Origin of the sequence: Halosimplex carlsbadense 2-9-1 (assembly GCF_000337455.1) — an archaeon.
Taxonomy (GTDB): domain Archaea; phylum Halobacteriota; class Halobacteria; order Halobacteriales; family Haloarculaceae; genus Halosimplex; species Halosimplex carlsbadense.
The window spans coordinates 101426-123222 of sequence record NZ_AOIU01000023.1 but is presented as its reverse complement, the minus strand read 5'-3'; the positions used below and the strand labels follow the sequence as shown (position 1 = coordinate 123222).

Here is a 21797-nt window from a genome sequence, read left to right as displayed (position 1 = left end):
CGTCGTGCGGTCGGCCGGAGGGGTTCGACTCAGTCCTCGTCGACGTGGCGGACGATATGCACGTCGTAGCGAGGGTCTTCCGAGACCGGTGCGCCGACGCTGGAGACCGGCGTCGAGACGCGGCCGGCGTTCTCGCTACCGATGAAGACGATCTCGGCGTCGACCTCCTGGGCGACCGTGCGGATGGTCCGGACCACGTCGGTCGTCACCGACGCGACCGAGCTCACGTCCTCGGGTCGCTCGCAACGGATCGTCGCGTCGGGCGCGACGGCACGGATCCCCACTTCGAGCTGGGCCTCGATCTCATCGGGATCGTAGCGCTCGCCCTCGTCGATCCACCCGCGCTCGACGGCGAAGTCGCGCTCGTCCAGCGGGATCACGATCAGCGCGACGACTTCCTCGTCGGTGAGTTCGGCGAACTCCGTCGCCCGCTCCAGGGCGGCCTCGGCGAGCGCCGACCCGTCGAACGGAACTAGATAAGTCATGAGTCGTGGTGCGGCCGCCCGCGTCTTATAATCGGCGGGCCGCTCGGTCACCGACTCGGCCGCCGCTCCGATCCGAGGCCTCGCTCCCTGTGGTCGCTTCGCGACCACCTCCGCACGTCTCCGCGGCTCCCTCCGCTCACGGGTCACTTCGCGGCGCGAAGCGCCGCGCACTCCCCGTTCGCACCGAGGCTTCCCTGCGGTCAGCCTCGCGTCGCTCGCCGCTCCGATCCGAGGCCTCGCTCCCTGTGGTCGCTCGGCCTCGCACGAAGCGACAGACGAAAGGCCCGTCACCACCGATCGGACCGTATGGCCGAGGACGGACCCGTCGATCCGGCGACGATCGGCGAGCGCGACGCGCCCCCAGTCGAGGAGAAACCCTACAAGATCATCTTCGAGGCGAACAAGTGCTTCGGCGCCGGGAAGTGCGCCGAGGTCTCGGACAACTGGAAACTGGACCTCTCGACCGGGATCGCCAAACCGCGGGCGTACTTCGTCGACGAGAACGACCTCGACGAGAACGTCCGCGCGGCGGAGATCTGCCCCGCGAAGAAAGACCGCGGCGTCATCCACGTCGTCGACCGCCGCACCGACGAGGAGATCGCGCCCGACCCGAACGGCGACGGCACCCTCTCCGTCGACTGGTAACTCGCTGCTCGACCGTCGCGAGATGGCGTCGGCGACGACGGTAGCACTGTCACCCTCGGGTTCCCGGACGTTCGCTGAGGCGACTCGCGAGTAGATGTCGTGGTTCGCAGGCGCCGACCGCGGGCTAATCGTTTTGCGAGTCGAGTTTTCCATCCGGAAGCCGTACGACGGTTCGGGGATCGATATGTCGCGATCCGACAGCGGACCCGATGAACGGTTCTGGTCGGCCCTGAACGTGGGCGCGCTGTTGCTCGTCGCGGTGCTGGCGTCGGTCGGGCTGTACGGGTCGAACGGGGAGTGGCCCGCGGGTTTCGGCGGCGCGGTAGTCGGCGTGTTCGCCGTCCCCGGAGTCGCGCTGGTCGGCTACTCGCTGCACGCGTCGGTTGCCTCGGGAGACTCCGCCGGACAGTGACGCGGTGAGTGCGGCCGGGCGGCGTTCGGCTCCTCGTCCCGCTCTCCGTTTGTGCGAGTTGAGCGTCGGTCTCTGTTGGGTGTGTCGTGGAAGAAAGTGGAACGATAGCGACCGCGCTCACAGGGGACAGCAAGCGTTGAACGCCCTCGACGCGCTCGCTAGCTGGAGGCGGGACCGCACTTGACAACAGGCGCTGAAAGCCCTCGGCACGCTCGCGGTCGCTGAGCGGGATATCCTCGCTTCGCTCGGATAGGGCCCGCTCAGGCGACTAAATGGAACGCGAGCGCGTCTCGCCCTTTCAGTCCACCAGGAGAGCAAGCTCTCCTGAGCCCTCGTTCGCTTCGTCTTCGCGCGGCAGCGCCGCGCGAACGGTCCGAGGGAGCTTCGCTCCCTCGCTACTCACGAGGNTCTCCTGAGCCCTCGTTCGCTTCGTCTTCGCGCGGCAGCGCCGCGCGAACGGTCCGAGGGAGCTTCGCTCCCTCGCTACTCACGAGGACGCCAGGACAGCACCGCGCCAGCAACCGCAAACAGCCACACGCCTCCCCAGCCGATTCCTTCGCTCGCTGTGCTCGCTCAGTCATCCCTCGCACGGCTACGTCGCGCGCACAAGAGCGCGCCAACGTCAGAGCAAGCTCTGACGGCCCATCGGAATCGCGAGCGATTCCGAGACGACAGCGCGCGCCACGGTAGATTGTTACCCCATCGCCTGTACTGAGCATCCGCGCGCCGCAGGCGCGCGGTTCACGCGAGCGGCTCTGCCGTCTTCTCGCGGGCTCTGCCCGCTCGAACGGTCCGCGGAACTTCGTTCCGCGCTACTCGCGCTTTTTCGCCCATGTTTTTGGCGGGTGGGTTCCCGCAGGCGCGCTCCGCGCGCCGAGGAAACCCACTCGCGAAAAAGATGGTCTCAGAAGATATTGGCCTGCTCGTAGACGGAGATGCCGTCCATCGTGATCTCGTAGGGTTTGGTCTCCCGGGAGTGGTTGGCGTTACGTATCTTCTGGATCTCGACGGCGAGGCGGGTCTCCTGGGTCTCCGAGCGGACGTATCGCAGCAGGAAGACGGCGTCGGTGAGGTACTCGATGATGCCGTGGCGGGAAGCGTAGGGGTTGTTCTCGTTGGCCTCGCTGGTGAGAACGGTGGTGACGCCGGCCTCCTTCAGACTCTGGGTGAAGTCGAAGACTTCGGTGCGGCGCCGCGACACGTCCTCGTACATCATCTCCAGCAGGGAGACCGAATCGAGGACGAACCGGTCGGCGTCGAAGTCCTCGATGAGGTCGGGGAGTTCGCCGCGGATGTTGTCGAGGCTGTTGGCCATCTCGACGGGGTCGAGATCGATGACGGCGAGGTTCCCCTCTTCCTCGTGGCGCTCGAACTCCCAGCCGCGCTCCTCGGCGGTGGCCATGATGTCCTCGTAGGTCTGTTCGAGGGTGATGAAGACGCCGCGGTCGGTGTCTTCTTTCTCCAGGCCGTGCTGGAGGAACTGGAGGCCGAACGTGGTCTTGCCGGTGCCGGCGCCGCCGACGATGACGATGAGGTGACGGAGCGGGATCCCGCCCTGAACCATGTTGTCGAGACCTTCGATGCCCAGATCCAGCCGGGGGATGTTCGACTCGAAGTCCTCGTCCTCGAAGTCGGCGTCGCCGCCGCCGACTCCGCCCATAGCGTTGGCGAAGTCGTCGTCGAAGAGGCCGTCGTCGGTGTCGCTACCGAGCGCGTCGCCGCTGCCGCTGTCGCCGAACGCGCTGTCTCCGTCGGTCCCTACGTCGCCGAACGCGCTCGTGTCGCCGCCGGTGTCGCCGAACCCGTCGTTCCCGCTCGAATCGCCGAAGGCACCTGTACCGTCCGAATCGGCGACCCCGCTCTCGCCGCCGAAGGCCCCGCTGTCGTCGGACTCGTCGAACTGGGCGTCGGCTTCGGAGTCGCCGAACGGCTCCTCTGCGGAGTCGTCGAGCGCGTCGTCACCTGTCGCTCCGGAGCCGTCGTCGTCGGCTGCGGTCGACGCCGCAGACTCCTCGTCGTCGAGCGCGCCCTCGAACCAGTCGTCGTCCGCGTCGTCGCTCATCCGTTCGCCTCCCCGGACTCCGGGGTGATCATGAGCGAAGGTGAGTCTCGCCCGGCATTAAACTTGCCCGCCGGCTATCGGAGTTGATTCGAGGAGCCGACCGCCCCGCGGTCGGCGGACGCCGAAGGGGTCGTTTATTGGGGAGGAACGCGAATCGGGGGTCAATGCGAGTCGGAATCGTCGGCCAGCGCGGCAACCGCCGCGCCGCGGGGATCGTCGCGGACCTGTACGAGCGACTGGCCGGGATGGGCGTGGCCGTCGCCGTCGACGAGGAGTCCGCCGACGAGCCCGCCGCCTGGCCGAGCGGCCATCCCGATCCGGCGGAGCTGGGCGTCCCCGTCGAGGAGCTGGCCGGCTGCGACCTGGTGGTGAGCATCGGCGGCGACGGCACCTTCCTGTTCGCCGCCCGCGCCGCCGGGGCGACGCCGATCATGGGCGTCAACCTCGGCGAGGTGGGCTTTCTCAACGCCGTCCCGCCCGAGGACGCCGTCGACGCGGTCACCGCCGAGGTCGAGCAGTACCAGGACCGCGGCGCTATCGAGACCCGCGACATGCCGCGGGTCGAAGCCAGCGGCGACGGCTGGTCGCTGCCGCCGGCGCTCAACGAGGTCGTCGTTCAGGGGCCCCGGCGGGGCCACGGCGGCGGCGCGGCCGTCGAAGTGCGCGTCGACGGGTCGCTGTACACCAGCGGGCACGCCGACGGCGTGCTCGTGGCGACGCCGACCGGCTCGACCGCCTACAACCTCAGCGAAGGGGGCCCGCTGGTCCATCCGGGCGTGTCGACGCTCGTACTCACGGAGATGTGCGGCGAGGAGTCGATGCCCCCGCTGGCGGTCGACGCCGACAGCACGGTCACCGTCCGGGTAGACGACGCCGAGGGCGCGTTCGTCGTCAGCGACGGCCGCGCACGGCAGGAACTGGCGGTGCCCGCGCAGGTGACGCTCGAACGCGCGGCGCGACCGGTCCGGATCGCGGGACCGCCCCTGGACTTTTTCGCCGCGCTCGGCAAGATCGAGTGACGGCGTCGCCGCCGGTCGGACACGGTAGGTAGCGGGGAGAACGGACGCAGCCTGCGACGGCGTTTACTTCTGTGCGGTCGTGTAGAGGACCGGGGAGATGACCAGCAGGACGAGGCCGATCATCTTGTACTGGATGATGCTGTCGAGGAGGCTCAGCTCCTGCGACGCGTACATGCTGGCGGGGCTGAGAAGGAACAGGGCGCCGAACGTCATGAGATGTAGCGTCAGCAGCTTCCGCGAGCGCTGGGTCGCCACGGCGAACAGTCCCAGGACGAACCCGACGATGAGCGCGTCGCCGAAGTTCACCTTCAGCAGGAACCCGTCGACCAGCTGGAGCGGGATCGGGAGCATTCTTGTTTCGAAACTCGCCCTGAGAGAATCTTTAAACTTCCGTTCCCGCCGCGGGAGCCGGTGGACTGACCGTCCCCGAGCCGGGATACCCGGTCGTCACCGGGTCACCGACCGGTGTCGTACTTGTAGGTCGCCTCGTCGGGGTCGATCCCGAAGTCCTCGGGTCCCTCCTCGGGTTCGTCGTCTTCCGGTGCGGCCGCCGCGCCCTTGAACGCCTCACGGAGCCGGTCGGGCACGCGGAAGCGTTCGGGCTCGACCCGCATCGGGATCGCCTCGGGCGCGACGCCCTCGCGCTTCTCGCCGAGACGCTTGCGGAGCCGCTCGGGGAGCCGGGACTCCTCGATGGGGTCGAAGCCGAACGTCGCGAGGTAGTCGGGCTCGCCGGTCAACGAGTAGACGACCTCGAACCCCTCGTCGGCGGCCGTGCGAACGAGTCGCTCGACGACGTGAGCGCCGACGCCCTGGCCGCGCCAGCCGTCGAGGACGCCGATGCTCGTGAGTTCGCAGTGCTCGCCGTCGTCGGTCTTGTGGACGCGGTAGCGCCCGAACCCCGCCTTGACGTTGTCCACCTCGTCGACGGCGATAACGTAGTCGCGCGAACGGAACGCTGTCTCGTCCAACCCCATCGCCTCGATGTGGTCCAGCAGCCAGGCCTCGTCGCGGTTCTTGGCGTCCCGAACGTACATACCGTATTCTCGGACGGCCACGCGAAAAGAAGTTGCGGGCGACCCGGAGGCCCGGCCGCGGTGGCCTATCGACGGTTCGCCGCCGCCGGTCGCCGGCAGTCGTTCACGATCGACCGGGCAACGACTTTGGGTTCACCGAACGAACGGCTCGTATGGCGTCCGATTCACTCGGAGACATCGACGAGGTGGTCCATCGGCCCGACCCGGCGTTCGTCGAGTCGACCAACGTCCGGGAGTTCATGCGGACCTACGACATCGACGACTACGAGGAGCTGATCGACCGGACGACCGAGGCCGACCCCGGCGAGCCAGCGTCGGGCGTCGACTGGTTCTGGGACACGATGACCGACTACCTCGACGTCGACTTCTTCGAGCCCTACGACCGGGTCAGAGACGACAGCGAAGGGCCGCAGTTCTCCGACTGGTACCCTGGCGGGACGACGAATATCGCGCACAACGTCTGCGACCGCCACGCGGCCCGCGACGCCGAGGCCCGGAACAAGGTGGCCTGCATCTGGGAAGGCGAGCCCGTCGGCCCGAGCGGCGAAGCCGCCGAGGTCAGGGAGGTCACCTTCCACGAACTCCACCGCCAGTCGAACCGGGTCGCGAACTACCTCGATTCCCGCGGCGTCGGCGTCGGCGACACCGTCGGGCTGTACATGCCGATGGTCCCCGAGGTCGTCTCGATCCTCTACGGCTGTTTCAAAGCCGGCGCCGTCGCCGTGCCCATCTTCTCGGGGTTCGGCGTCGACGCGACCGCGACGCGGATCGACGACGCCGAGCCCTCGGTGCTGTTCACCGGCGACGGCTTCTACCGCCGCGGCAGCGAGGTCCGCCTGAAGCCCACCGCCGACGAGGCCGTCGCGGCGGCCGGCCACGTCGAGGAAGTCGTCGTCTACGACCGGCTCGGGAGCCGAGCCGAGACCGACGTGGCGGCGGAGTCCGCGGACCCGGGCGACCACGACATCCCCTGGACCGACGGACGGGACCGCTGGTGGGCCGACGCGGTCGAGACCCAGCGGGACGAGTTCGAGACGCGCGAACTCGACGCGGACCGGGAGTCGATGCTCCTCTATTCGTCGGGGACGACCGGGAAGCCGAAGGGCATCGTCCACACGCACGCCGGCGTGAACGTCCAGTGCGCCAAGGAGCTGTACTTCGGGTTCGACCTGAAACCGGCCGACCGCTTCTTCTGGGTGTCCGACATCGGCTGGATGATGGGTCCCTGGACGCTGATCGGCAACCACCACTTCGGCAACACCGCCTTCATGTACGAGGGCGCGCCGGACTACCCCGATCCGGACCGCTACTGGGCGATGATCGACCGCCACGACATCACGCAGTTCGGCGTCTCACCGACCGCCATTCGGGCGCTCCGCAAGCACGGCGACCAGTGGCTGGCGGGCCACGATCTGTCCAGCTTGCGCATCCTGGGATCGACCGGCGAGCCCTGGGACCCCGAGTCCTGGCTGTGGTTCTACGAGCACGTCGGCGGCGGCGAGGCGCCGATCATCAACATCTCCGGTGGTACGGAGATCTGCGGCTGTTTCCTCATGCCGATGCCTATCCAGGAACTGAAACCCTGCACGCTCGGCGGCCCCGGCCTCGGCATGGACATCGACATCGTCGACGAGCACGGCGAGAGCATCGCCGACACGGGCGAGCGGGGGTATCTGGTCGCTCGCGACTCCTGTCCGTCGATGACGAAGTCGCTGTGGTCGGGCGACGAGCGCTATCTCGAGGAGTACTGGTCGACCTGGGACGGTCTGTGGGACCACGGCGACTGGGCCCAGAAGGACGAGGACGGCTTCTGGTTCCTCCACGGCCGAGCCGACGACGCGCTCAACGTCGCCGGGCGGAAGGTCGGCCCGGCGGAGGTCGAGGGCGCCGCGATCGACCACGAGGCGGTCAACCGGGCTGCTGCCGTCGGCGTCCCCGACGACACCACCGGCACCGCGGTCGTCTGCTACGTCGTCGTCGAGGACGGCGCCGCGGAGTCCGACGAGCTACGCGCCGAGATCCGGGCACTCGTCGGCGAGGAACTCGGCAAGCCGTTCCGGCCACGGGAGGTGCTGTTCGTCGACGAGTTCCCCAAGACCCAGAGCGGGAAGATCATCCGTCGGGCCGTCCGGGGGACCTACACCGGCGAGGACCTGGGCGACATGTCCTCCATCGAGAACCCCGACGCGCTCGACGGGGTCGCCGACGCGCGGTAGCGGCGTCGCGTCGGCCGCGCGTCGGCCGGGGTGAACATATCAACCCACCCCTTTTCCGCGGTCCCAGCCGTTTCGTGTCGTATGGCAACAGACGCCACGCACGGCCGCCTGGCGGTCGACCCGATCACCGACGACGACCTGCTGTTCGTCGACGACGACCGATTCGCCGCCGAGAACGTCGCCGTCGTGACCGGCGCGGCGTCGGGCATCGGTCGGGCCACCGCGGTCGCGCTGGCCGCCAACGGACTCACCGTCGCGGCGACGGACGTGGACGAGGACGGTCTCGCCGAGACCGTCGACGAGGCCGACCGCCTCGAAGTCGACGGGCGCGTCGAGCCGATCGTCGCCGACCTGACCGACGACGCGGATATCGAGCGGATCGTGGACCGGGCCGCCGAACTCGGGACGGTCCGCTATCTCGCCAACGTCGCCGGCCTCCAGCACATCGACGCCGTCGAGGACTTCCCGATGGACCGGTACGACGAGATGCACGACGTGATGCTTCGGGCGCCGCTGTACCTCTCGAAACTCGTCGTCGGTCGCGTCCGCGAGACGGACGACGGTGCGGGCGTCGTCGGCAACATGGCGTCGGTTCACGGGCGCTACGTCACCGCCGACAAGGTAGGCTACAACGTCTCGAAGTTCGGACTTCGGGGACTCACACAGTCGATCGCGGCGGAGGGGGGCGACGGCCTGCGCGCCTTCTCCGTCTCGACGGGCTACGTGAAGACGCCGCTGGTGACCGACCAGATCCCCGACACAGCCGACCAGCGCGGGATCTCGGTCGACGAGGTGATCGACGACGTGATGCTCGGGCAGTCCCGCGTCTCGGAGCTGATGGACCCCGTCGACGTGGCGAACCTCTTCGCCTTCGGCTTCTCGGAGCACGGGAGCCACCTCAACGGCGGCGACCTGCTGTTCGACGGCGGCATGACGCTCACCTACGAGTGACCGGTCTCCGGGCGGGCGACGGCGGCGGTCGCGTCCCCTCGCGAGCGGGTCAGTCCCGGTCGAGAACGGCGTTGCAGTTCGGGCAGTTCGTGCGGTCGGGCTCGGCGGCGTAGGTCTCCCCGCAGATGGGGCAAAACTCGTTTTTCACTGCCGTTCCGCCCGATCCGGCGTCGGCGCCGGGGACCTCGGCGTCTTCGGGCGGGGAGAACACGCGCGTCTGCCCGGCGGGCTCGACCGATTCCTCGTCGGCGTCGGCCGACTCGGACGCGTCGGTGGCCGGACCGCCGGCGTTCGACGCGGTGTCGGCGGTCGAGCCGCCCGACGACGCGCCGTCGGAGCCGGCCGTCTGTGCCTCTCCACCGGGGGACCCGCTCCCGGGGTCGCTCCCGGACTCGGCTTCGGAGGCCGTCCCCATCGCGAGGCGGTCGCTCGTGCCCGGCTGGACGACCTGCGGATAGCGCTGGCCGGCCCGGATCGCCGAGCGGGGCACGTCCGGTCGGCGGATCCGGACGACCAGGCTGGCGAACAATTGGATCCAGACGTACGCGAGCGCGAGCGCGGCCGGGGTCGCGACCGCGGCGAGCGGGAGCAGCGGCGCCGTGAACCCGGCGCGAGCCACCTCGCCGAAGACCACGTCGCTGACGCCGTAACGCGCGGCGGCCGCCTCGACCAGGGCGGTCTGACCGCCCAGCGAGGCGACCCGCGAGACGATCGCGGTCGTCGCGACGACGGCGGAGGCGAACACGAGCGCCTGGAGCAGCCGCGGCGTCGAAAAGGAGTAGACGCGATAGCCGTACGCGACGGTCCGGACGAGCAACAGCGTGTTCGCGACCGCCAGCAGGGCGAGCACGTCCCACGTGGCGGCGCCGCGGGCCGCGCCGACCGCGACGGCGACACCCAGTAGAACGAGCGGCGGGACCAGCGCGACCAGCGGCCGGTCGAAGCGGTAGCACTGTTCGACGTTGCCCCGCAGGTTCGTGAGGTTGCCCACGACGTAGCGGACGGCGACGGCCGACGGGACGAGCACCCAGAGTACGGCGAACGTCACGGCGAGGCCGGCCGCCTCGGTCGACCAGGGATCGACGGCGTAGGCGCCGACGACGAGGTCGGCGACCTGCGAGACGGCGACGCCGGTCCCGGCCAGCCAGATGAGGTAGCCGCCGGCGCCGGCGAGGAGGCCGAGGAAGAGCCACCGCTCCTCGTCTGCGAGGAGGCGAACGGACCTGCCGAGTTCACGGCGCGTGTCTCTGGTATCCATGCTCGCTCGTCGGGCCGAGCCGCGGGGTCAGGGGGCCTGGACGCGCAGCGTCGCGACGCCGGAGAGTTCGATCCGGTCGCCCGGCGAGACGGGGGCCCGCTCGCCCTCGTCGAGTGACTCGCCGTCGACGACCGTCGGGTTCTGCCCGAGCGCGACGAGGTAGAACTGCCCGTCCTCGCGGACGAACTGCACGTGTTCGCGGTGGATGCGCACCGCGTCGTCCTCGTCGCCGCCCGTGTTCATCACGATACTCCGGACGGTTCGACCGACCGTATCCCCGTCCCACACTTGAACCTCGCGGTTACGCACGACCAGTACCAGCGACTCCGGTCCCTCGTCCGCCGCCCCGTCGGCTCCGGCCGCTGTCGACTCGCCGCCGGCGTCGTCCGCTCGCTCCACCGTCCGGTCGTCACCGCCTCCGTCGCCAGCCTGGTCGGCTCCCGCCTCGTCGGTCGCCGCGCCGTCACCGGCTCCCGCGCCTGCGCTCCCGGCACCGCCGCCCGACCGATGGGCGTCGAGGTCCTCGCCACACGAGGCGCAGAAGTTGTCCTCCGGGCCGACCTCGCCCTCGCAGGCCGGACACTCCGTCAGCGGTCCCGGCTCCAGCGCCGACACGTCCTCGCCGCAGTTGGCACAGAAGTTGTCCTCGGCTGCGACCGACTCGCCACAGCCCGGACAGGAGAGGTCGGCCGCCTCGTCGACGTCGCCATCGCCGTCGGCCTCGGCTCCGGCCGCTCCGTCGGCCGCCTCGGCTTCCGCCCCGTCGTCCGTCGCGGGGACGGACGACCCCTCGTCTGCCGCCCCGTTATCGGTCGGTTCCGCTCTATCGCCGTCCGGCGCGTCCACGCCGGCGCCGGCCTCGGCGGCCGCGACGCCGTCGGCCGTATCGGCCGGCTCGGCCGTCGATTCCGCGTCACCACCGTCCGTGTTCGTGTCTTCGACCGGTTCCGCGTCGCCGACCTGGTCCGCGTCGCCATCCCCAGCGGGCGACGCGTCGGCCGAGTCGGCCGCCTCCTCGGTCGCGTCGGCCGTCTCCCCGCCCGCTCGGCCGACTTCAGCCTCCGAAACCGGATCGTCCGACGAATCGGGCTCGCCGGCTTCGGCCCCGGCGTCCGTCTCTCCGGCGTCGGCCTCGTCGTTGCTCTCGGGCGCGGCCGCTTCGTGTTGCCATTCTCCGCAGTCCGAGTTCGTACACCAGCCCCCCGCGGCGGTCGGGTCGAACTCCTCCCCGCAGAGGGGGCACTCGACCGTCTCGCTCGTGCTGTGCGACATAGCTGTCGGCATATGCAGGCCGGTCATCAAAACAGTTGCCCCCTCGTGTCGGCGCGCCGGACGGTCGGAACCGCGCGACCGCGCCGACCTCACCGGCCGCGCCACCGCCTCAGTCGTGTTCGAGGAGCGTCTCACGGTCTGTTACTGACTGTCGGGCGCCCGCGGCACGGGCGGGCGGGTCCTCGGGCGTCGGCGGGAGCGTCCCGTCGTGCAACAGGACCGTCGAACAGTTGTCCTTGCCGCCGCGCTCGTTGGCCAGCTCGACCAGTCGCTCGGCCGCGTCGCCCAGCGACGGGGCCGACAGCACCGCTTCGCGGATCTCCTCGTCGGTGACCGCGCGGTCGCGGACCACGGCGGCCATCTCGTCGTCGCGGCCGGCGTCGACGTACCACTCGTAGAGCTTCGCCGCCTCCGTCTGGGCGTCCAGCAGGCCGTCGCTGGTCACGAGCAACACGTCCTCGCGGTACAGCGGGACGGTGGCCGTCTCCACGTCGACGGTGGCGGTCTCGGGATCGGCGCGGCCGCTCCCGCCGAGGGCGCGGGTGATCTCGTTGCCCCGCGGGTGGACCAGCGCCTCCACGTCGTCGATCTCGCCGGCGTCGCGCAGCCGCTGGACGACCGCGTGGTCCGTCGTCAGCGGGAGGATCTCGTCGCGGGCGGCGTTGACGACGTAGGCGCGGCTGTCGCCGACCCAGCCGTAGTGACAGCGCCCGCCGACGCAGACGCCGGCGACGACGGTGGCGTGAGCCTGCTCGTCGGCGTCGGCGGCGTATTCGAGAACCTCGCGGTGGGCCGCGACGACCGCCTCGGCGACCGCCGACTCCATCTCCGCGGCCCGGGGCGGGGCCGGGAGCGGTTCGTCGACTGCCACGTCGAACCCGCCCGGCTCGCTGCGCGCGGCCGAGACGGCCGTGCCCGCGAGGTGTTCGCAGACGGCCGTCGTCGCGATGTAGGAGGCGGCGTCGCCGGCGTCGTGGCCCCCGGCGCCGTCGGCGAGCGCGAACACCGCCGCGCTCCGGTTGGACGCGCAGTCGTCGCGATCGCCGTGCCCGTCGGCCGTCGCGTCGCCTTCGGTGTCGGAGTCCTCGCTCCCGGTGCCGTCCCCTCGCTCGTCCGCATCGCGCCCCTCGTCGTCCGAATCGCTCGTTTCGTCACCGCTGGGAGCGTCGCGGTCGTAGCCGCGAAAGCCCTCGCGGTGGCCCTGTTCGAACACGGAGACCGCGACGCTGTCCTCGTTGATCCCCCCGTCGCGCTTGCGGTCCCCCACGTCGTAGTGCGTTGCGTAGTCCATGGTTACTCCGTACTGAACTCGAAGGTGACGCCGTAGCTCGGGTGGACGAGGGCGATCAGGTCGCCCTCGCGCAACCCGTACAGTTCCGGCGGCACGTTCCCCTCCGCGTCGGTCGCGTCCTCCCCCGATTGCTCCAGGCGCTCGCGACCGGCCTCGCTGAGCACGCGCTGCCAGCCCCCACCGGTCTGGACGTAGGTCCCGTTGAGGCTCCGGTCGCGGATGAACCACTCGCCGTCGGCGTCCGTGTCGAACTGCACCTGCACGGTCGAGATGTACTCCTCCTCGTCCTCGATCACGACCGACGACCGCGGCCCGTCGGCGTAGCGCCGTCCGATAGTGTCGCCCGGGTAGATCGTGTAGCGCTCGCCGGCCTGCGTGTAGCGGACCGTCGCCGACGGCGGCGGGCTCGGGTCCCGCGCTTCGAGGACCCGCTTCATCGCCGTCGCGTTCCGGTACCGGTCCTCGTAGTCGCTCGCGGTCGCCTTCTCGACGATGGCCGCGAGGTACGGCTCGCACTCGGCGCCGAAATCGCGCGGGTCGACCCCGTCCTTGCGCGGGACCGTCCCCTTCAGCAGATAGAGGAGTATCTTCCCGACCGAGTACACGTCGGACCACGGTCCCTGACGGGCCTCCGTCGCGTCGGCCTCGGCGACCTCCCGGGGTTTGTACGGGCCGACGATGGTCGTCTGGTCGGTCGCTTGCGCTCCCGTATCGAACCCGGTCGCCGTGTTGAAGTCGATGAGCACCGGCGTCACGGTCCCTCCGCGGTGGGTGATCATCACGTTGTCCGGCTTCAGGTCGCGGTAGACGATCTCGTTCTCGTGGAGGAAGCTCATCGCGTCACAGAGGGCGATCCCGATCTGCCGGACCTCGTCGATGTCGTCGAGCGGGCCGGTCCGCCGGATGGCGTCGTCGAGCTCGTAGCCGTCGACGAGTTCCACGACGAGGATGGAGGTGCCGTCCTCGTCCTCGGCGGTTTCGCGCAGCGACATGATGTTGGGGTGGCCGCCCGCGTCGCGGATCGCCGCCAGCGTCTCGGCCTCCTTCTCGAAGTAGGTCCTGACGATGTCGCGGTCGTTCTGGCTGCCCTCGTAGTTGGGGTACTTGAGCGCGACGGCCTCGCCGGTCTCGGTGTCGACGGCGTCGAACACCTTGGCGAACCCGCCCTCGCCGACCACCTCGCCGAGTTCGTAGCGGCCGACGACCAGATCGCCCTGCGGCGGCGCGGCCGTCATTCGAGCCGAGAGTCGTCGACGATCCTGGTTGCGTTCTCGCGCTCGTTGCGCCCGCCCTCGCTCACGAGCCGGGTCTGGCGCTGGGCCTCCTCGACGACGGCCGTGTCCTCGCCGTGGATCCGGGTCATCTTCTCGACCTCCGTCTCGGCGGCCGCGACGTTGCCCCTGCCGAGCTCCGTGCGGACGACCGTCTGGCGGTGGTCGAGCGAGACCCCCTCGTTGTGTTCCGCGAGCGCCGCGTTGTCGTCGGTGTACTCGGCGGCGATACGGTCGCTCGCCCGCTCGCCCGACGCCGTGAGCGTCACGTCGACCAGCGAGTGGTCGCCGAGATCCTCTCGGGCGGGCGCGTGGACTTTCAGGACGACGCGCTGGTCCTCCCGCTCGGCCAGGTCGGGCAGCGGGACCGTTGCGGTGTTGCCCGACCAGTTCACGTCGACCTCCTGGGCCTGGGGGAGCGCGCGGTACACCTCACCGACCTCGACGCCGGCGGCCGCGTCGAGTTCGAGGCTCGCCTCCGTCGCGACGACGGACTGGGCCTGCTCGACGGCCTCGCCGAAGAACGATTCGATGTCGCCGGGCGATTCGAGGTGGGTCCACTCGCCGCGAGCGGTCGTCCCGAGCGTGCGGATGGTCTCTTCCTCGTAGTCGGTGCCGATGCCCGCCGAGAGGATCCGGATACCCGACCCGTCGATGTCGGCGGCGAGTTCGCGGAAGTCGGCGGGCTCGTGGGAGTTGTCCTTGCCGTCCGACAGCAACAGGACCCGGCGGACGGCGTCGTCGGTCTCCGGGCGATAGCCCAGCGAGTCGAGCGCGGTCCGGGCGGAGTCGAGGCCGTCGTACATGTCGGTGCCGCCGCCGGCCCCCAGTTGCTCGACGCGATGCATCGCGTCCTCGCGGGCCGTGTCGCCCCACCGCTGGGGACGCATGACGACCTCCGCGTCGGAGTCGAACGCGACGATGCCGACGTAGTCGTCGGGTTCGAGGAGACCGAAGACCCACGAGGCGCCTTCGCGAGCCTGGTCGAGTTTCGCCCCGTCCATCGAGCCGCTCGTGTCCAGGCAGAGGAGGATGTGCCGCTCGCGGGACCCGCTCCCCGTCCCCGGTTCGACGTCGACCGTCGCCGTCAGCGTCGCCCCGTCGGCGGGCACGTACGGCCGGTTGACGTCGGTCTCGATTGCTACCATCGTTCGCCCTCTCGCTCTCGTCCCGTATGTGTTTTTCTCCGATCCGGCGGTTGCCACTCGCCGATCCGATGGGTCCCGGTCACCGATCGGTCGTGTCCACTCGCTGACCCGGCCGCTCTAGGCGAGTATCCCCTGTATCACGTCGCCGAAGCGAAACAGCACGATACCGCCGATCAACATCGCCAGCAGCCAGAGCACAGTGATGAGCACGCTCCGACGCATGAACGGATCCTCGGTCCACGTTGTCATGGGTCATAGTCGGTTGCCCGGACGCAAAAAGTCTCGCGTCGAACCGGTTTCGGTTCGACACGAGTCGCGCTTTCCATCGCAAACCTCACTTTGTAGTGCAAAGTGAATTTGCTACGCAAACTTTATTGGTGCAGAAACTAGTTTTCGGATCGAGGCATGAGCGAACTGGTCCCCCGTCCGGCCGAGCAGTACAGCCCGCCCGCCGACGCCCGCTCCACGGAGGTGCGGGTCGGATGAGCGCGGTCGAGATAGACGGGCTCACGAAGCGCTACGGCGACGTGATAGCGGTCTCGGAGCTGTCGCTGTCGGTCGACCGCGGCGAGGTGTTCGGCTTCCTCGGCCCCAACGGCGCGGGGAAGTCGACGACGATCAACGTCCTCCTGGGGTTTCTCGACCCGACCGCTGGCGAGGTGTCCGTGCTCGGGACCGACGTGACGGCGGACCCCCAGTCGGTGAAAGCCCGCGTGGGACTGCTCCCGGAGGCGTTCGAGCCGGTCCCGAACCTCACCGGGCGCGAGCACGTCGCCGCAGCGATCGAAACCAAGAGGGCCGACGACGACCCGGACGCCCTCCTCGACCGGGTCGGGCTCGCCCCCGAGGCCGCCCGTCGGCCGGCCGACGACTACTCGACGGGGATGTTCCAGCGGATGGCTCTGGCGGTCGCGCTGGTCGGCGAGCCGGATCTGCTCGTCCTCGACGAGCCCTCCGCCGGGCTCGACCCCAACGGCGTCCAGCTCGTCCGCGAGATCGTCCGCGAGGAGTCCGAGCGCGGCGCGGCCGTGTTCTTCTCCTCGCACATCCTCGACGAGGTCGAACGCGTCTCCGACCGCGTGGGGATCCTCCGGGACGGCGAGCTGACCGCGGTCAACTCCGTCGAGAACCTCCGCGAGGACCTCGGGATGGGCAGCGTCGTCTCGGCGACCGTCGACGCGGTGCCGGACCTCGACCCGATTCGGGCGGTCGACGCCGTCACTGACGTGTCCGCCGACGATTCGATAGTCCGAGTGGCCTGCGCGGCTCCCGGCGCGAAGATGTCCGCGCTCCGCCGGCTCGACGACCGCGCGACCGTCGCGGACGTGACGATCGAGGAGTCCTCGCTCGAGGATCTGTTCGAGGCGTACACGACCGGTCGGTCCGGAACCGGAGACGGCGACGCCGGGGACGGCGCCACCGGTCAGAGTGGCGGCGGCGAGAGTTCGGCGGCCGGATCGACTGCCGACGCCGCGACAGCGGGCGGTGATCGGGCGTGAGTACCGCCACCGTCGCCGGGGTCGACTTCCGCAGCATCAGGCGCTCGTACGCCGTGGTCGGCGTCGTCGTCGCGTTCGCGGCCCTGGCGGGACTGGTCTTCCTCGGGTCGAGCGAGGTCCACCCCCATCCCGTGCGGACGACCTTCGGGCTCTCGGCGCTGGTGGCGTGGGCGCTCCCCCTGTTGCTCGCGCCGCTGGCCTACCTCGCGATCGCCGGCGACCGCGCACGCGGGACGATCACCTACCATCTCGGCCTGCCAAACTCGCGGGCGTCGTACTTCCGCGGGAAGTACGTCACCCGCGCGGGCGTCGCCGCGGTGACGACCGCGCTGGGCGTCGCCGTCGCCTTCGCCGTCGCGCTCGCGACCTACGAGCACGCGCCCGACCCAGGTCGGTTCCTGGCCCTCGGCGCGCTCTCGACGGCGTTCGCCCTCGCGATGGTAGGCGTCTTCGTCGCCGTCTCCGCGTCGGTCGCCGCCCGGTCGCGCGCGATGGTCGGCGTGATCGGCGCGTACTTCGTCCTCTCGGCGTTCTGGGTCGGCCCGCTCCCGCTCCTGAACCTCGGGACCGCGCTCGACGCCGTCGCCGCCCTTCCCGGCGTCGCACTCCCCGACTCCACTCGGGCGCTGATCGGCTCGCTGTCCCCCGCTGGCGCGTACTTCAACCTCCTCCCCGAACTCGTCTGGGCCCGCGCGCCCGGCGAGTACGCCGCCCTCCAGCAGTTCGCCGGTCGGCCGGACTACCTCGGGTACGAGCCGTGGTTCAACGGGCTCGTCCTGGCCGCCTGGACGGTCGGCGCGCCCCTCGTCGGCTACCTGCGCTTCCGCTCGGCGGAACTCGGATAGACCCTCCTCGGCGGTGGTCCCCGCCGACGCTTCCGGAACCGACTTACCGGCCCTCCGACAACACCGCGGCAACGATCCCCGGGCCAACCAATGACGACGAACATACGCTCCACGCCGGACCGACGTGCGACCGCTCCCGACGCGGGCCACCGGGGCGACTCCCCGAGGTGGTCGCCGTGAGCGACGCTTCCGAGAGCGTCGACCCCGAGGAGCTGCAGCGACAGCTGTCGGACATCAAGGGGGCGATGGGGCTGGCCGAGCAGTACCCCGGTCGCGCCCGGCTGTGGCTGGTCGCCGGGCTGATCATCGGCGTCGCGGCGCTGCTCGTCCAGGCGACCTTCTTCCTCTACGAGACGCTCGGGGCGGCCGCGTACGTCGCGATCTGGGGCGGGTTCTGTGTCGTCGCGGTCGCGGCGCTGTGGTTCGTCTCCTCGCGACTGCCCAGCGAGGAGGCGCCCCCCGGCGCGCCGAGCTGGCGGGCGGTCTACGGCTCTCTGGGCGCCTTCCTGCTGGCCGCGACGGGAGTCACCGGCGACGCGGCCGGCCAGATCCCCGGGCTCGACCGGGCGTTGCTGTACTTCGGGCTGGTCATCGCGACCCTCGGCCTGGGGCTGTTGGTGACCGGCGCCGTGCTGGCGGCCTACCGGGTCCGGCGGCGCGACCGGCTGGTCTTCTACGCCGGGGGCGCGTGGGTCCTGCTCTACGCGTCGTTCATCCCGTACGTCGAAGCGCTTCGGTACCTGGGCGTCGGCCTCTTCGGCATCCTCTTCAGCCTGTACGCGATAGCCGCCTACGTGTACCTGACGCGGGCCTGATTCATGGACTTCGACAAACTCGTCCACCAGCCGACGCGACTCCAGATCTTCGCCTACCTCTACAGCCACGGCGAGACGAGTTTCCCCGATCTGAAGGAGGCCCTGGACGTGACCGAGGGCAACCTCGCCAGCCACATCGGGAAGATGGAGGACGCCGACTGCGTCGCCGTCGAGAAGCAGTTCGTCGACCGCAAGCCCCAGACCACCTACGAACTCACCGACCTGGGGCGCGAGAAGTTCGAAGAACACATCGGGACGCTCGAAGCGCTGATCGACGACCTCGACGGGTGAGTCCCGCGAGCGAGCGGCGGGAGCGAGCGGCTTTTTTGGCCCAGCTTTTTGGCCGAGACGGGTCGCGAGCGGAGTGAGCGACCCCGAGGCGAAAAAGATGGTCGCCGGGAGCACATCGGGACGCTCGAAGCGCTGATCGACGACCTCGACGGGTGAGGGCGCGAACGCTGGCGACCGTCAGGAGTCTCGCGACTGTGGCGCGTCCGGAACCAGCCCGCGAGCCGCGGCGCCGAGCGGCCCGGCGACGAGCGGAACGGCGACGCTGACCGCCAGTAGTTGCCCCATGGCGAGGTACTCGTCGAGGCTTCCGGCGAGGGCGAACTGAACCGCCATCGCGAGCAGGACGACGACGCCGAACCCCAGCCCGGCGACGAGCGCCCGGCGGAGCGTCGGCCAGCAGAAGCCGACGAGCGCGCCGCCGACCAGCAGGCCGACCCAGTGGACGGTCCCCAGGGCGAGTCCGACCGCGGTCGCCACCGCCACCAGCGCCCACCGGTCGCGTGGGTTCGTCTGTGCGGCGTACAGCCGAGCGCGGATCCCCGTCGAGGAGTCGTCGGTCTCGGACCCGTACACGTCCGCCAGCGATTCACTCATCGCCGGCACCTCCGTCGGCAGCGGCGTCTCCCGCCTGGAACCGGATGTCAGGCGCCCCCTCGCTCGTCGCGACCAGCGGGCGATACTCGCCGTCGGCCCACGGTTTCAGGAGGTCGCTGTAGTGCTCCGAGAAGTACTCGCCGTCGTTGCCGCCCGGGATCATCCCCAGCGAGGGGTCGCCGTCGAACCGCGCGAGCAGGCGGAAACTGCTGCCGACGGCCGACTCCCTGCGGAAGTTGCGGACCGTCGCCGGCGAGCCGTCCGTCGGGAGCCGCGGGTAGTTCAGGAAGCCCAGGCCGAAGGGATGGTCGATCGCGGTCCGGTTGTAGTCGCCGTAGGTCTCGTAGCCCTCCGCCTCGATCTCGGCGGCCGCGTCGGCCATCGCCCCCGCGATCAGGCCACTGCTGGATCGGGAGTCGACCCCCTCGGCGGGCGGGTCGGCGAACCACCGGCTCTCGGGGCCGAGCGTGAACAGCACCCAGTCGTTGGGGTAGTGGCTCCCGTCGAGACCGGCGGCCTCGAACACGGGGTCGAACACCCGTTCGAGGTAGTGGTCGACGAACAACTCGAAGACGAGCGCGGCCCGGGAGTCGCGATTCATGCGGTAGTCCCACTCCGCCAGACGGTCGGCCGCGGCCCGCGCGGCGTCGTCCATCGACTCGCGGGCGTCGAGGATCGTCGGGACGAACAGCCGGGCGCGCTCGTCGACCACGTCGCGCTGGACGCGACGCATGGACGCGAAGTCGAAGGGGTCGTCGCTCGCGGCCCGCTCGTCCAGCAGGTCGTAGATGCGGCGGGCGCGGAAGGGCGCGGCGTACCCCTCGCCGATGTAGCGGTCGAGGTCGTCGGCGATCCGCTGGTTCGCGGTCGCGACGTAGTCGGGGTCGCGGACCCCCGGCTTCTCGCCGAAGGGGATCCACCCCGTCTCGAAGTCGGGTTCCCCGTACGGTTCGTACCCCGGCCACACCCCCTCGCGGGCGGAGCCGTCGAAGACGCGGTCGCCGCGAACGGCTTCCCCGTCGCCGGGTTCGCCGCTCCCCGCGCCCTCCCCGTCGGACTCGCGGACGGGGACGAGCCCGGTCATCCAGTAGGCGGTATCGCCCTCGCGGTCGGCGTAGACGGCGTTCTGCGTCGGCGTGTCGAACTTCGACAGCGCCGCGAGGGCGTCCTCGCGGCCGCCGCTGCGGTCGAGTTCGTGAACCGCGATCGCGGTCCGGGAGGCCTGGAGGCCGGTCCAGGCGACGCCGACACGCCGCCCCTCGCGTTCGAGGACCGGCCCGTGGACGCTCTTGCGGACCGTGACCGTTCGGTCGTCGCCGCCGGCGACCTCGATGGTCCGCTCCTCGGTCTCGAAGGCCCGCCACTCGTCGCCGTAGCGGTACTCCCCGTCGCGCGTCTCGTACGTGTAGGTGTCCAGCACGTCGGCGCCGGCGTTGGTGAACCCCCAGGCGCCCGCGTCGTTCTCGCCGATGACGACGAACGGGACACCGGGGAACGAAACACCCCGCACGCGCATGCCCGGACAGCGCTGGACCATCTGGTACCAGACCGGCGGCGCCATCAGGTTCAGATGCGGATCGTTGGCCAACAGTGGGTCGCCGCTCGCGGTGTACTCGCCCGAGACGAGCCAGCTGTTCGAGCCGATCCCCGGCTCGGACTCGAAATCGGCCAGCCACGTCGACAGCGACGCGAGGCCGCCCTCGTTCCGTACGTCCGTGGCCGCGGTGGGTGACGCCGCCGCGGTCGTGTCTTCGCGCTCCGCGCCAGTCCCGCCCCGCAGGACCGGCACGTCGTGGTCCATCCGCTCGGGGTACAGCGTCGCCGCCGCCGACTCGTCGAGCGCGTCGGCCGCGGCCGAGCGACGCAGCGACCGGAAGCTCCCGGTCAGGCCCCAGCTGATCTGCTTCTCGACGAGCATCGAGTCGATGGGCGTCCACGCGGCGGGCTCGTAGTCCAGCAGCCGAAACTCCAGGGGGAGCGGTTCGCTCGCCCGGTGGGCCTCGACGCCGGCGGCGTACGCGCGCATGGCCTCACCGGTCGGGGTGTCGCGGACGGCCCGCCAGCTCGCCTCGGCGGCGCTCGCGAAGTCCATCTGGGCGTGGAACCGGTCCGACTCGACGGTGCGCTCGCCGACGGCCGCCGAGAGGGTCCCGCGCATCCGCCGGCGGATCAGGTCCATCTCGAACAGCCGGTCGGCCGCGTGGACGTACCCCACCGCGAAGTACAGCGACAGTTCGTCGCCGGCCTCTACGGTGGGGACGCCCGCGTCGTCGTAGCGGACGGTCGCGTCGCCGTAAGGCGTCGCGACTCGCTCGCGAGTGTCGGCCGTCGCCGCACCCCAGGCGTCGCCCGACAGCGGCGCGAACCGGTCGAGGTACCCCCGTGCGTCCGTCAGCGTCGCGGCGCCGACGCTCCCGCCGAGGAGCGCGGCGATCACCGACCGTCTGGATGGCATTCCCCTTCTCTGGGGGCTGTGCGGACTTAAGCGTGGTCCGAGTGGACCTCGAAATGGGATTCGGCTGGCCGACATCCAACCACCGCACCGAACCGGTGAACTAAGAAGCAAACTGCTTCGGTAGCAAGTCGGAAAAACCAATCCGGACCGGTCGCCACTTCGCAATCAAAACCGAGGTCGAAGACAGTAGAACACGTTGTAACAGATCGTCGATCCCGTTCGGAAGTCAGA

General features: G+C 70.2%; 21 protein-coding genes. 9 read left to right on the top strand and 12 right to left on the bottom strand.

Translation table 11 applies throughout. The annotated features are described in order from the left end of the window. Positions 1-29 precede the first annotated feature (29 nt). The gene (locus C475_RS09565) at positions 30-485 is read right to left on the bottom strand and encodes a universal stress protein (RefSeq protein WP_006883618.1); all 456 of its coding nucleotides are present in this window, start codon (positions 483-485) and stop codon (positions 30-32) included. A 306-nt stretch (positions 486-791) separates the two neighbouring features. Here C475_RS09565 and C475_RS09560 point away from each other — a divergent pair, with 306 nt between their 5' ends. Further along, on the top strand, positions 792-1130 hold the full coding sequence (locus C475_RS09560) for a ferredoxin (RefSeq protein ID WP_006883617.1): 339 nt from the start codon (positions 792-794) through the stop codon (positions 1128-1130). A 184-nt stretch (positions 1131-1314) separates the two neighbouring features. Continuing rightward, a complete protein-coding gene (locus tag C475_RS09555; protein ID WP_152436376.1) occupies positions 1315-1542 on the top strand; it encodes a hypothetical protein in 228 nt (75 codons plus the stop codon). A 904-nt stretch (positions 1543-2446) separates the two neighbouring features. On the opposite strand, the gene C475_RS09550 is transcribed toward C475_RS09555, so the two are convergent. Next, positions 2447-3604: a KaiC domain-containing protein gene (locus C475_RS09550; RefSeq protein ID WP_006883615.1), complete on the bottom strand. Its 1158-nt coding sequence runs from the start codon at positions 3602-3604 to the stop codon at positions 2447-2449. Between the two features lie 164 nt (positions 3605-3768). On the opposite strand from C475_RS09550, the gene C475_RS09545 reads away from it, so the two are divergent. After that, entirely contained in the window at positions 3769-4623 is an 855-nt protein-coding gene (locus C475_RS09545) for an NAD(+)/NADH kinase (protein WP_006883614.1), read from the top strand. Between the two features lie 63 nt (positions 4624-4686). Here C475_RS09545 and C475_RS09540 read toward each other — a convergent pair whose 3' ends face one another. Both C475_RS09540 and C475_RS09535 read right to left on the bottom strand, forming a co-directional pair. Continuing rightward, positions 4687-4974 (bottom strand): hypothetical protein, encoded by a 288-nt coding sequence (locus tag C475_RS09540; protein ID WP_006883613.1) that lies wholly within the window; start codon positions 4972-4974, stop codon positions 4687-4689. Positions 4975-5078: 104 nt separating this feature from the next. Beyond that, positions 5079-5660 carry a GNAT family N-acetyltransferase gene (locus C475_RS09535; protein ID WP_006883612.1) on the bottom strand — a complete coding sequence of 194 codons (582 nt, stop codon included), beginning with the start codon at positions 5658-5660 and terminating at the stop codon, positions 5079-5081. A gap of 152 nt (positions 5661-5812) precedes the next feature. On the opposite strand from C475_RS09535, the gene C475_RS09530 reads away from it, so the two are divergent. Next, positions 5813-7876, top strand: coding sequence for an AMP-binding protein (locus tag C475_RS09530; RefSeq protein ID WP_006883611.1), 2064 nt, complete (start codon positions 5813-5815; stop codon positions 7874-7876). Between the two features lie 81 nt (positions 7877-7957). Continuing rightward, complete coding sequence (locus tag C475_RS09525) at positions 7958-8827, top strand: SDR family oxidoreductase (RefSeq protein WP_006883610.1); 870 nt, start codon at positions 7958-7960, stop codon at positions 8825-8827. Positions 8828-8876: 49 nt separating this feature from the next. Here C475_RS09525 and C475_RS09520 read toward each other — a convergent pair whose 3' ends face one another. From C475_RS09520 to C475_RS25125, 6 genes are all read right to left on the bottom strand, one after another. Then, positions 8877-10085 carry a hypothetical protein gene (locus tag C475_RS09520; RefSeq protein WP_006883609.1) on the bottom strand — a complete coding sequence of 403 codons (1209 nt, stop codon included), beginning with the start codon at positions 10083-10085 and terminating at the stop codon, positions 8877-8879. Between the two features lie 27 nt (positions 10086-10112). Then, entirely contained in the window at positions 10113-11357 is a 1245-nt protein-coding gene (locus tag C475_RS09515) for a double zinc ribbon domain-containing protein (RefSeq protein ID WP_006883608.1), read from the bottom strand. 109 nt (positions 11358-11466) lie between these two features. Next, positions 11467-12648, bottom strand: coding sequence for a PP2C family protein-serine/threonine phosphatase (locus tag C475_RS09510; RefSeq protein ID WP_006883607.1), 1182 nt, complete (start codon positions 12646-12648; stop codon positions 11467-11469). Between the two features lie 2 nt (positions 12649-12650). Further along, a complete protein-coding gene (locus tag C475_RS09505; protein ID WP_006883606.1) occupies positions 12651-13883 on the bottom strand; it encodes a serine/threonine protein kinase in 1233 nt (410 codons plus the stop codon). Further along, entirely contained in the window at positions 13880-15067 is a 1188-nt protein-coding gene (locus C475_RS09500) for a vWA domain-containing protein (RefSeq protein ID WP_006883605.1), read from the bottom strand. Before C475_RS09500 ends, C475_RS09505 begins: the two co-directional genes overlap by 4 nt. A gap of 117 nt (positions 15068-15184) precedes the next feature. Beyond that, on the bottom strand, positions 15185-15316 hold the full coding sequence (locus tag C475_RS25125) for a hypothetical protein (RefSeq protein WP_268869907.1): 132 nt from the start codon (positions 15314-15316) through the stop codon (positions 15185-15187). 233 nt (positions 15317-15549) lie between these two features. Between C475_RS25125 and C475_RS09495 the strand changes: the two genes are divergently transcribed. The 4 genes from C475_RS09495 (at position 15550) to C475_RS09480 (ending at position 18517) form a co-directional block, all read left to right on the top strand. After that, positions 15550-16566, top strand: a complete 1017-nt coding sequence (locus C475_RS09495; RefSeq protein WP_006883604.1) for an ABC transporter ATP-binding protein — start codon at positions 15550-15552, stop codon at positions 16564-16566. After that, positions 16563-17411 (top strand): ABC transporter permease subunit, encoded by an 849-nt coding sequence (locus C475_RS09490; RefSeq protein WP_006883603.1) that lies wholly within the window; start codon positions 16563-16565, stop codon positions 17409-17411. The genes C475_RS09495 and C475_RS09490 overlap by 4 nt, the downstream gene beginning before the upstream one ends. 176 nt (positions 17412-17587) lie before the next feature. Further along, the gene (locus C475_RS09485; protein WP_152436375.1) at positions 17588-18226 is read left to right on the top strand and encodes a hypothetical protein; all 639 of its coding nucleotides are present in this window, start codon (positions 17588-17590) and stop codon (positions 18224-18226) included. A 3-nt stretch (positions 18227-18229) separates the two neighbouring features. Further along, positions 18230-18517: a winged helix-turn-helix domain-containing protein gene (locus C475_RS09480; RefSeq protein ID WP_006883601.1), complete on the top strand. Its 288-nt coding sequence runs from the start codon at positions 18230-18232 to the stop codon at positions 18515-18517. A 177-nt stretch (positions 18518-18694) separates the two neighbouring features. Here C475_RS09480 and C475_RS09475 read toward each other — a convergent pair whose 3' ends face one another. Both C475_RS09475 and C475_RS09470 read right to left on the bottom strand, forming a co-directional pair. Beyond that, positions 18695-19111, bottom strand: coding sequence for a hypothetical protein (locus C475_RS09475; protein WP_006883600.1), 417 nt, complete (start codon positions 19109-19111; stop codon positions 18695-18697). After that, the gene (locus C475_RS09470; protein ID WP_049930386.1) at positions 19104-21566 is read right to left on the bottom strand and encodes a penicillin acylase family protein; all 2463 of its coding nucleotides are present in this window, start codon (positions 21564-21566) and stop codon (positions 19104-19106) included. The genes C475_RS09475 and C475_RS09470 overlap by 8 nt, the downstream gene beginning before the upstream one ends. Between the last annotated feature and the right edge of the window lie 231 nt (positions 21567-21797).

Coding starts and splice junctions, on each gene's coding strand:
- C475_RS09470 (WP_049930386.1), bottom strand. CDS start 21,566: ATGCCATCCAGACGGTCGGTGATCGCCGCGCTCCTCGGCGGGAGCGTC.
- C475_RS09530 (WP_006883611.1), top strand. CDS start 5,813: ATGGCGTCCGATTCACTCGGAGACATCGACGAGGTGGTCCATCGGCCC.
- C475_RS09535 (WP_006883612.1), bottom strand. CDS start 5,660: ATGTACGTTCGGGACGCCAAGAACCGCGACGAGGCCTGGCTGCTGGAC.
- C475_RS25125 (WP_268869907.1), bottom strand. CDS start 15,316: ATGACAACGTGGACCGAGGATCCGTTCATGCGTCGGAGCGTGCTCATC.
- C475_RS09515 (WP_006883608.1), bottom strand. CDS start 11,357: ATGTCGCACAGCACGAGCGAGACGGTCGAGTGCCCCCTCTGCGGGGAG.
- C475_RS09540 (WP_006883613.1), bottom strand. CDS start 4,974: ATGCTCCCGATCCCGCTCCAGCTGGTCGACGGGTTCCTGCTGAAGGTG.
- C475_RS09550 (WP_006883615.1), bottom strand. CDS start 3,604: ATGAGCGACGACGCGGACGACGACTGGTTCGAGGGCGCGCTCGACGAC.
- C475_RS09560 (WP_006883617.1), top strand. CDS start 792: ATGGCCGAGGACGGACCCGTCGATCCGGCGACGATCGGCGAGCGCGAC.
- C475_RS09525 (WP_006883610.1), top strand. CDS start 7,958: ATGGCAACAGACGCCACGCACGGCCGCCTGGCGGTCGACCCGATCACC.
- C475_RS09545 (WP_006883614.1), top strand. CDS start 3,769: ATGCGAGTCGGAATCGTCGGCCAGCGCGGCAACCGCCGCGCCGCGGGG.
- C475_RS09520 (WP_006883609.1), bottom strand. CDS start 10,085: ATGGATACCAGAGACACGCGCCGTGAACTCGGCAGGTCCGTTCGCCTC.
- C475_RS09565 (WP_006883618.1), bottom strand. CDS start 485: ATGACTTATCTAGTTCCGTTCGACGGGTCGGCGCTCGCCGAGGCCGCC.
- C475_RS09505 (WP_006883606.1), bottom strand. CDS start 13,883: ATGACGGCCGCGCCGCCGCAGGGCGATCTGGTCGTCGGCCGCTACGAA.
- C475_RS09495 (WP_006883604.1), top strand. CDS start 15,550: ATGAGCGCGGTCGAGATAGACGGGCTCACGAAGCGCTACGGCGACGTG.
- C475_RS09475 (WP_006883600.1), bottom strand. CDS start 19,111: ATGAGTGAATCGCTGGCGGACGTGTACGGGTCCGAGACCGACGACTCC.
- C475_RS09510 (WP_006883607.1), bottom strand. CDS start 12,648: ATGGACTACGCAACGCACTACGACGTGGGGGACCGCAAGCGCGACGGG.
- C475_RS09555 (WP_152436376.1), top strand. CDS start 1,315: ATGTCGCGATCCGACAGCGGACCCGATGAACGGTTCTGGTCGGCCCTG.
- C475_RS09480 (WP_006883601.1), top strand. CDS start 18,230: ATGGACTTCGACAAACTCGTCCACCAGCCGACGCGACTCCAGATCTTC.
- C475_RS09500 (WP_006883605.1), bottom strand. CDS start 15,067: ATGGTAGCAATCGAGACCGACGTCAACCGGCCGTACGTGCCCGCCGAC.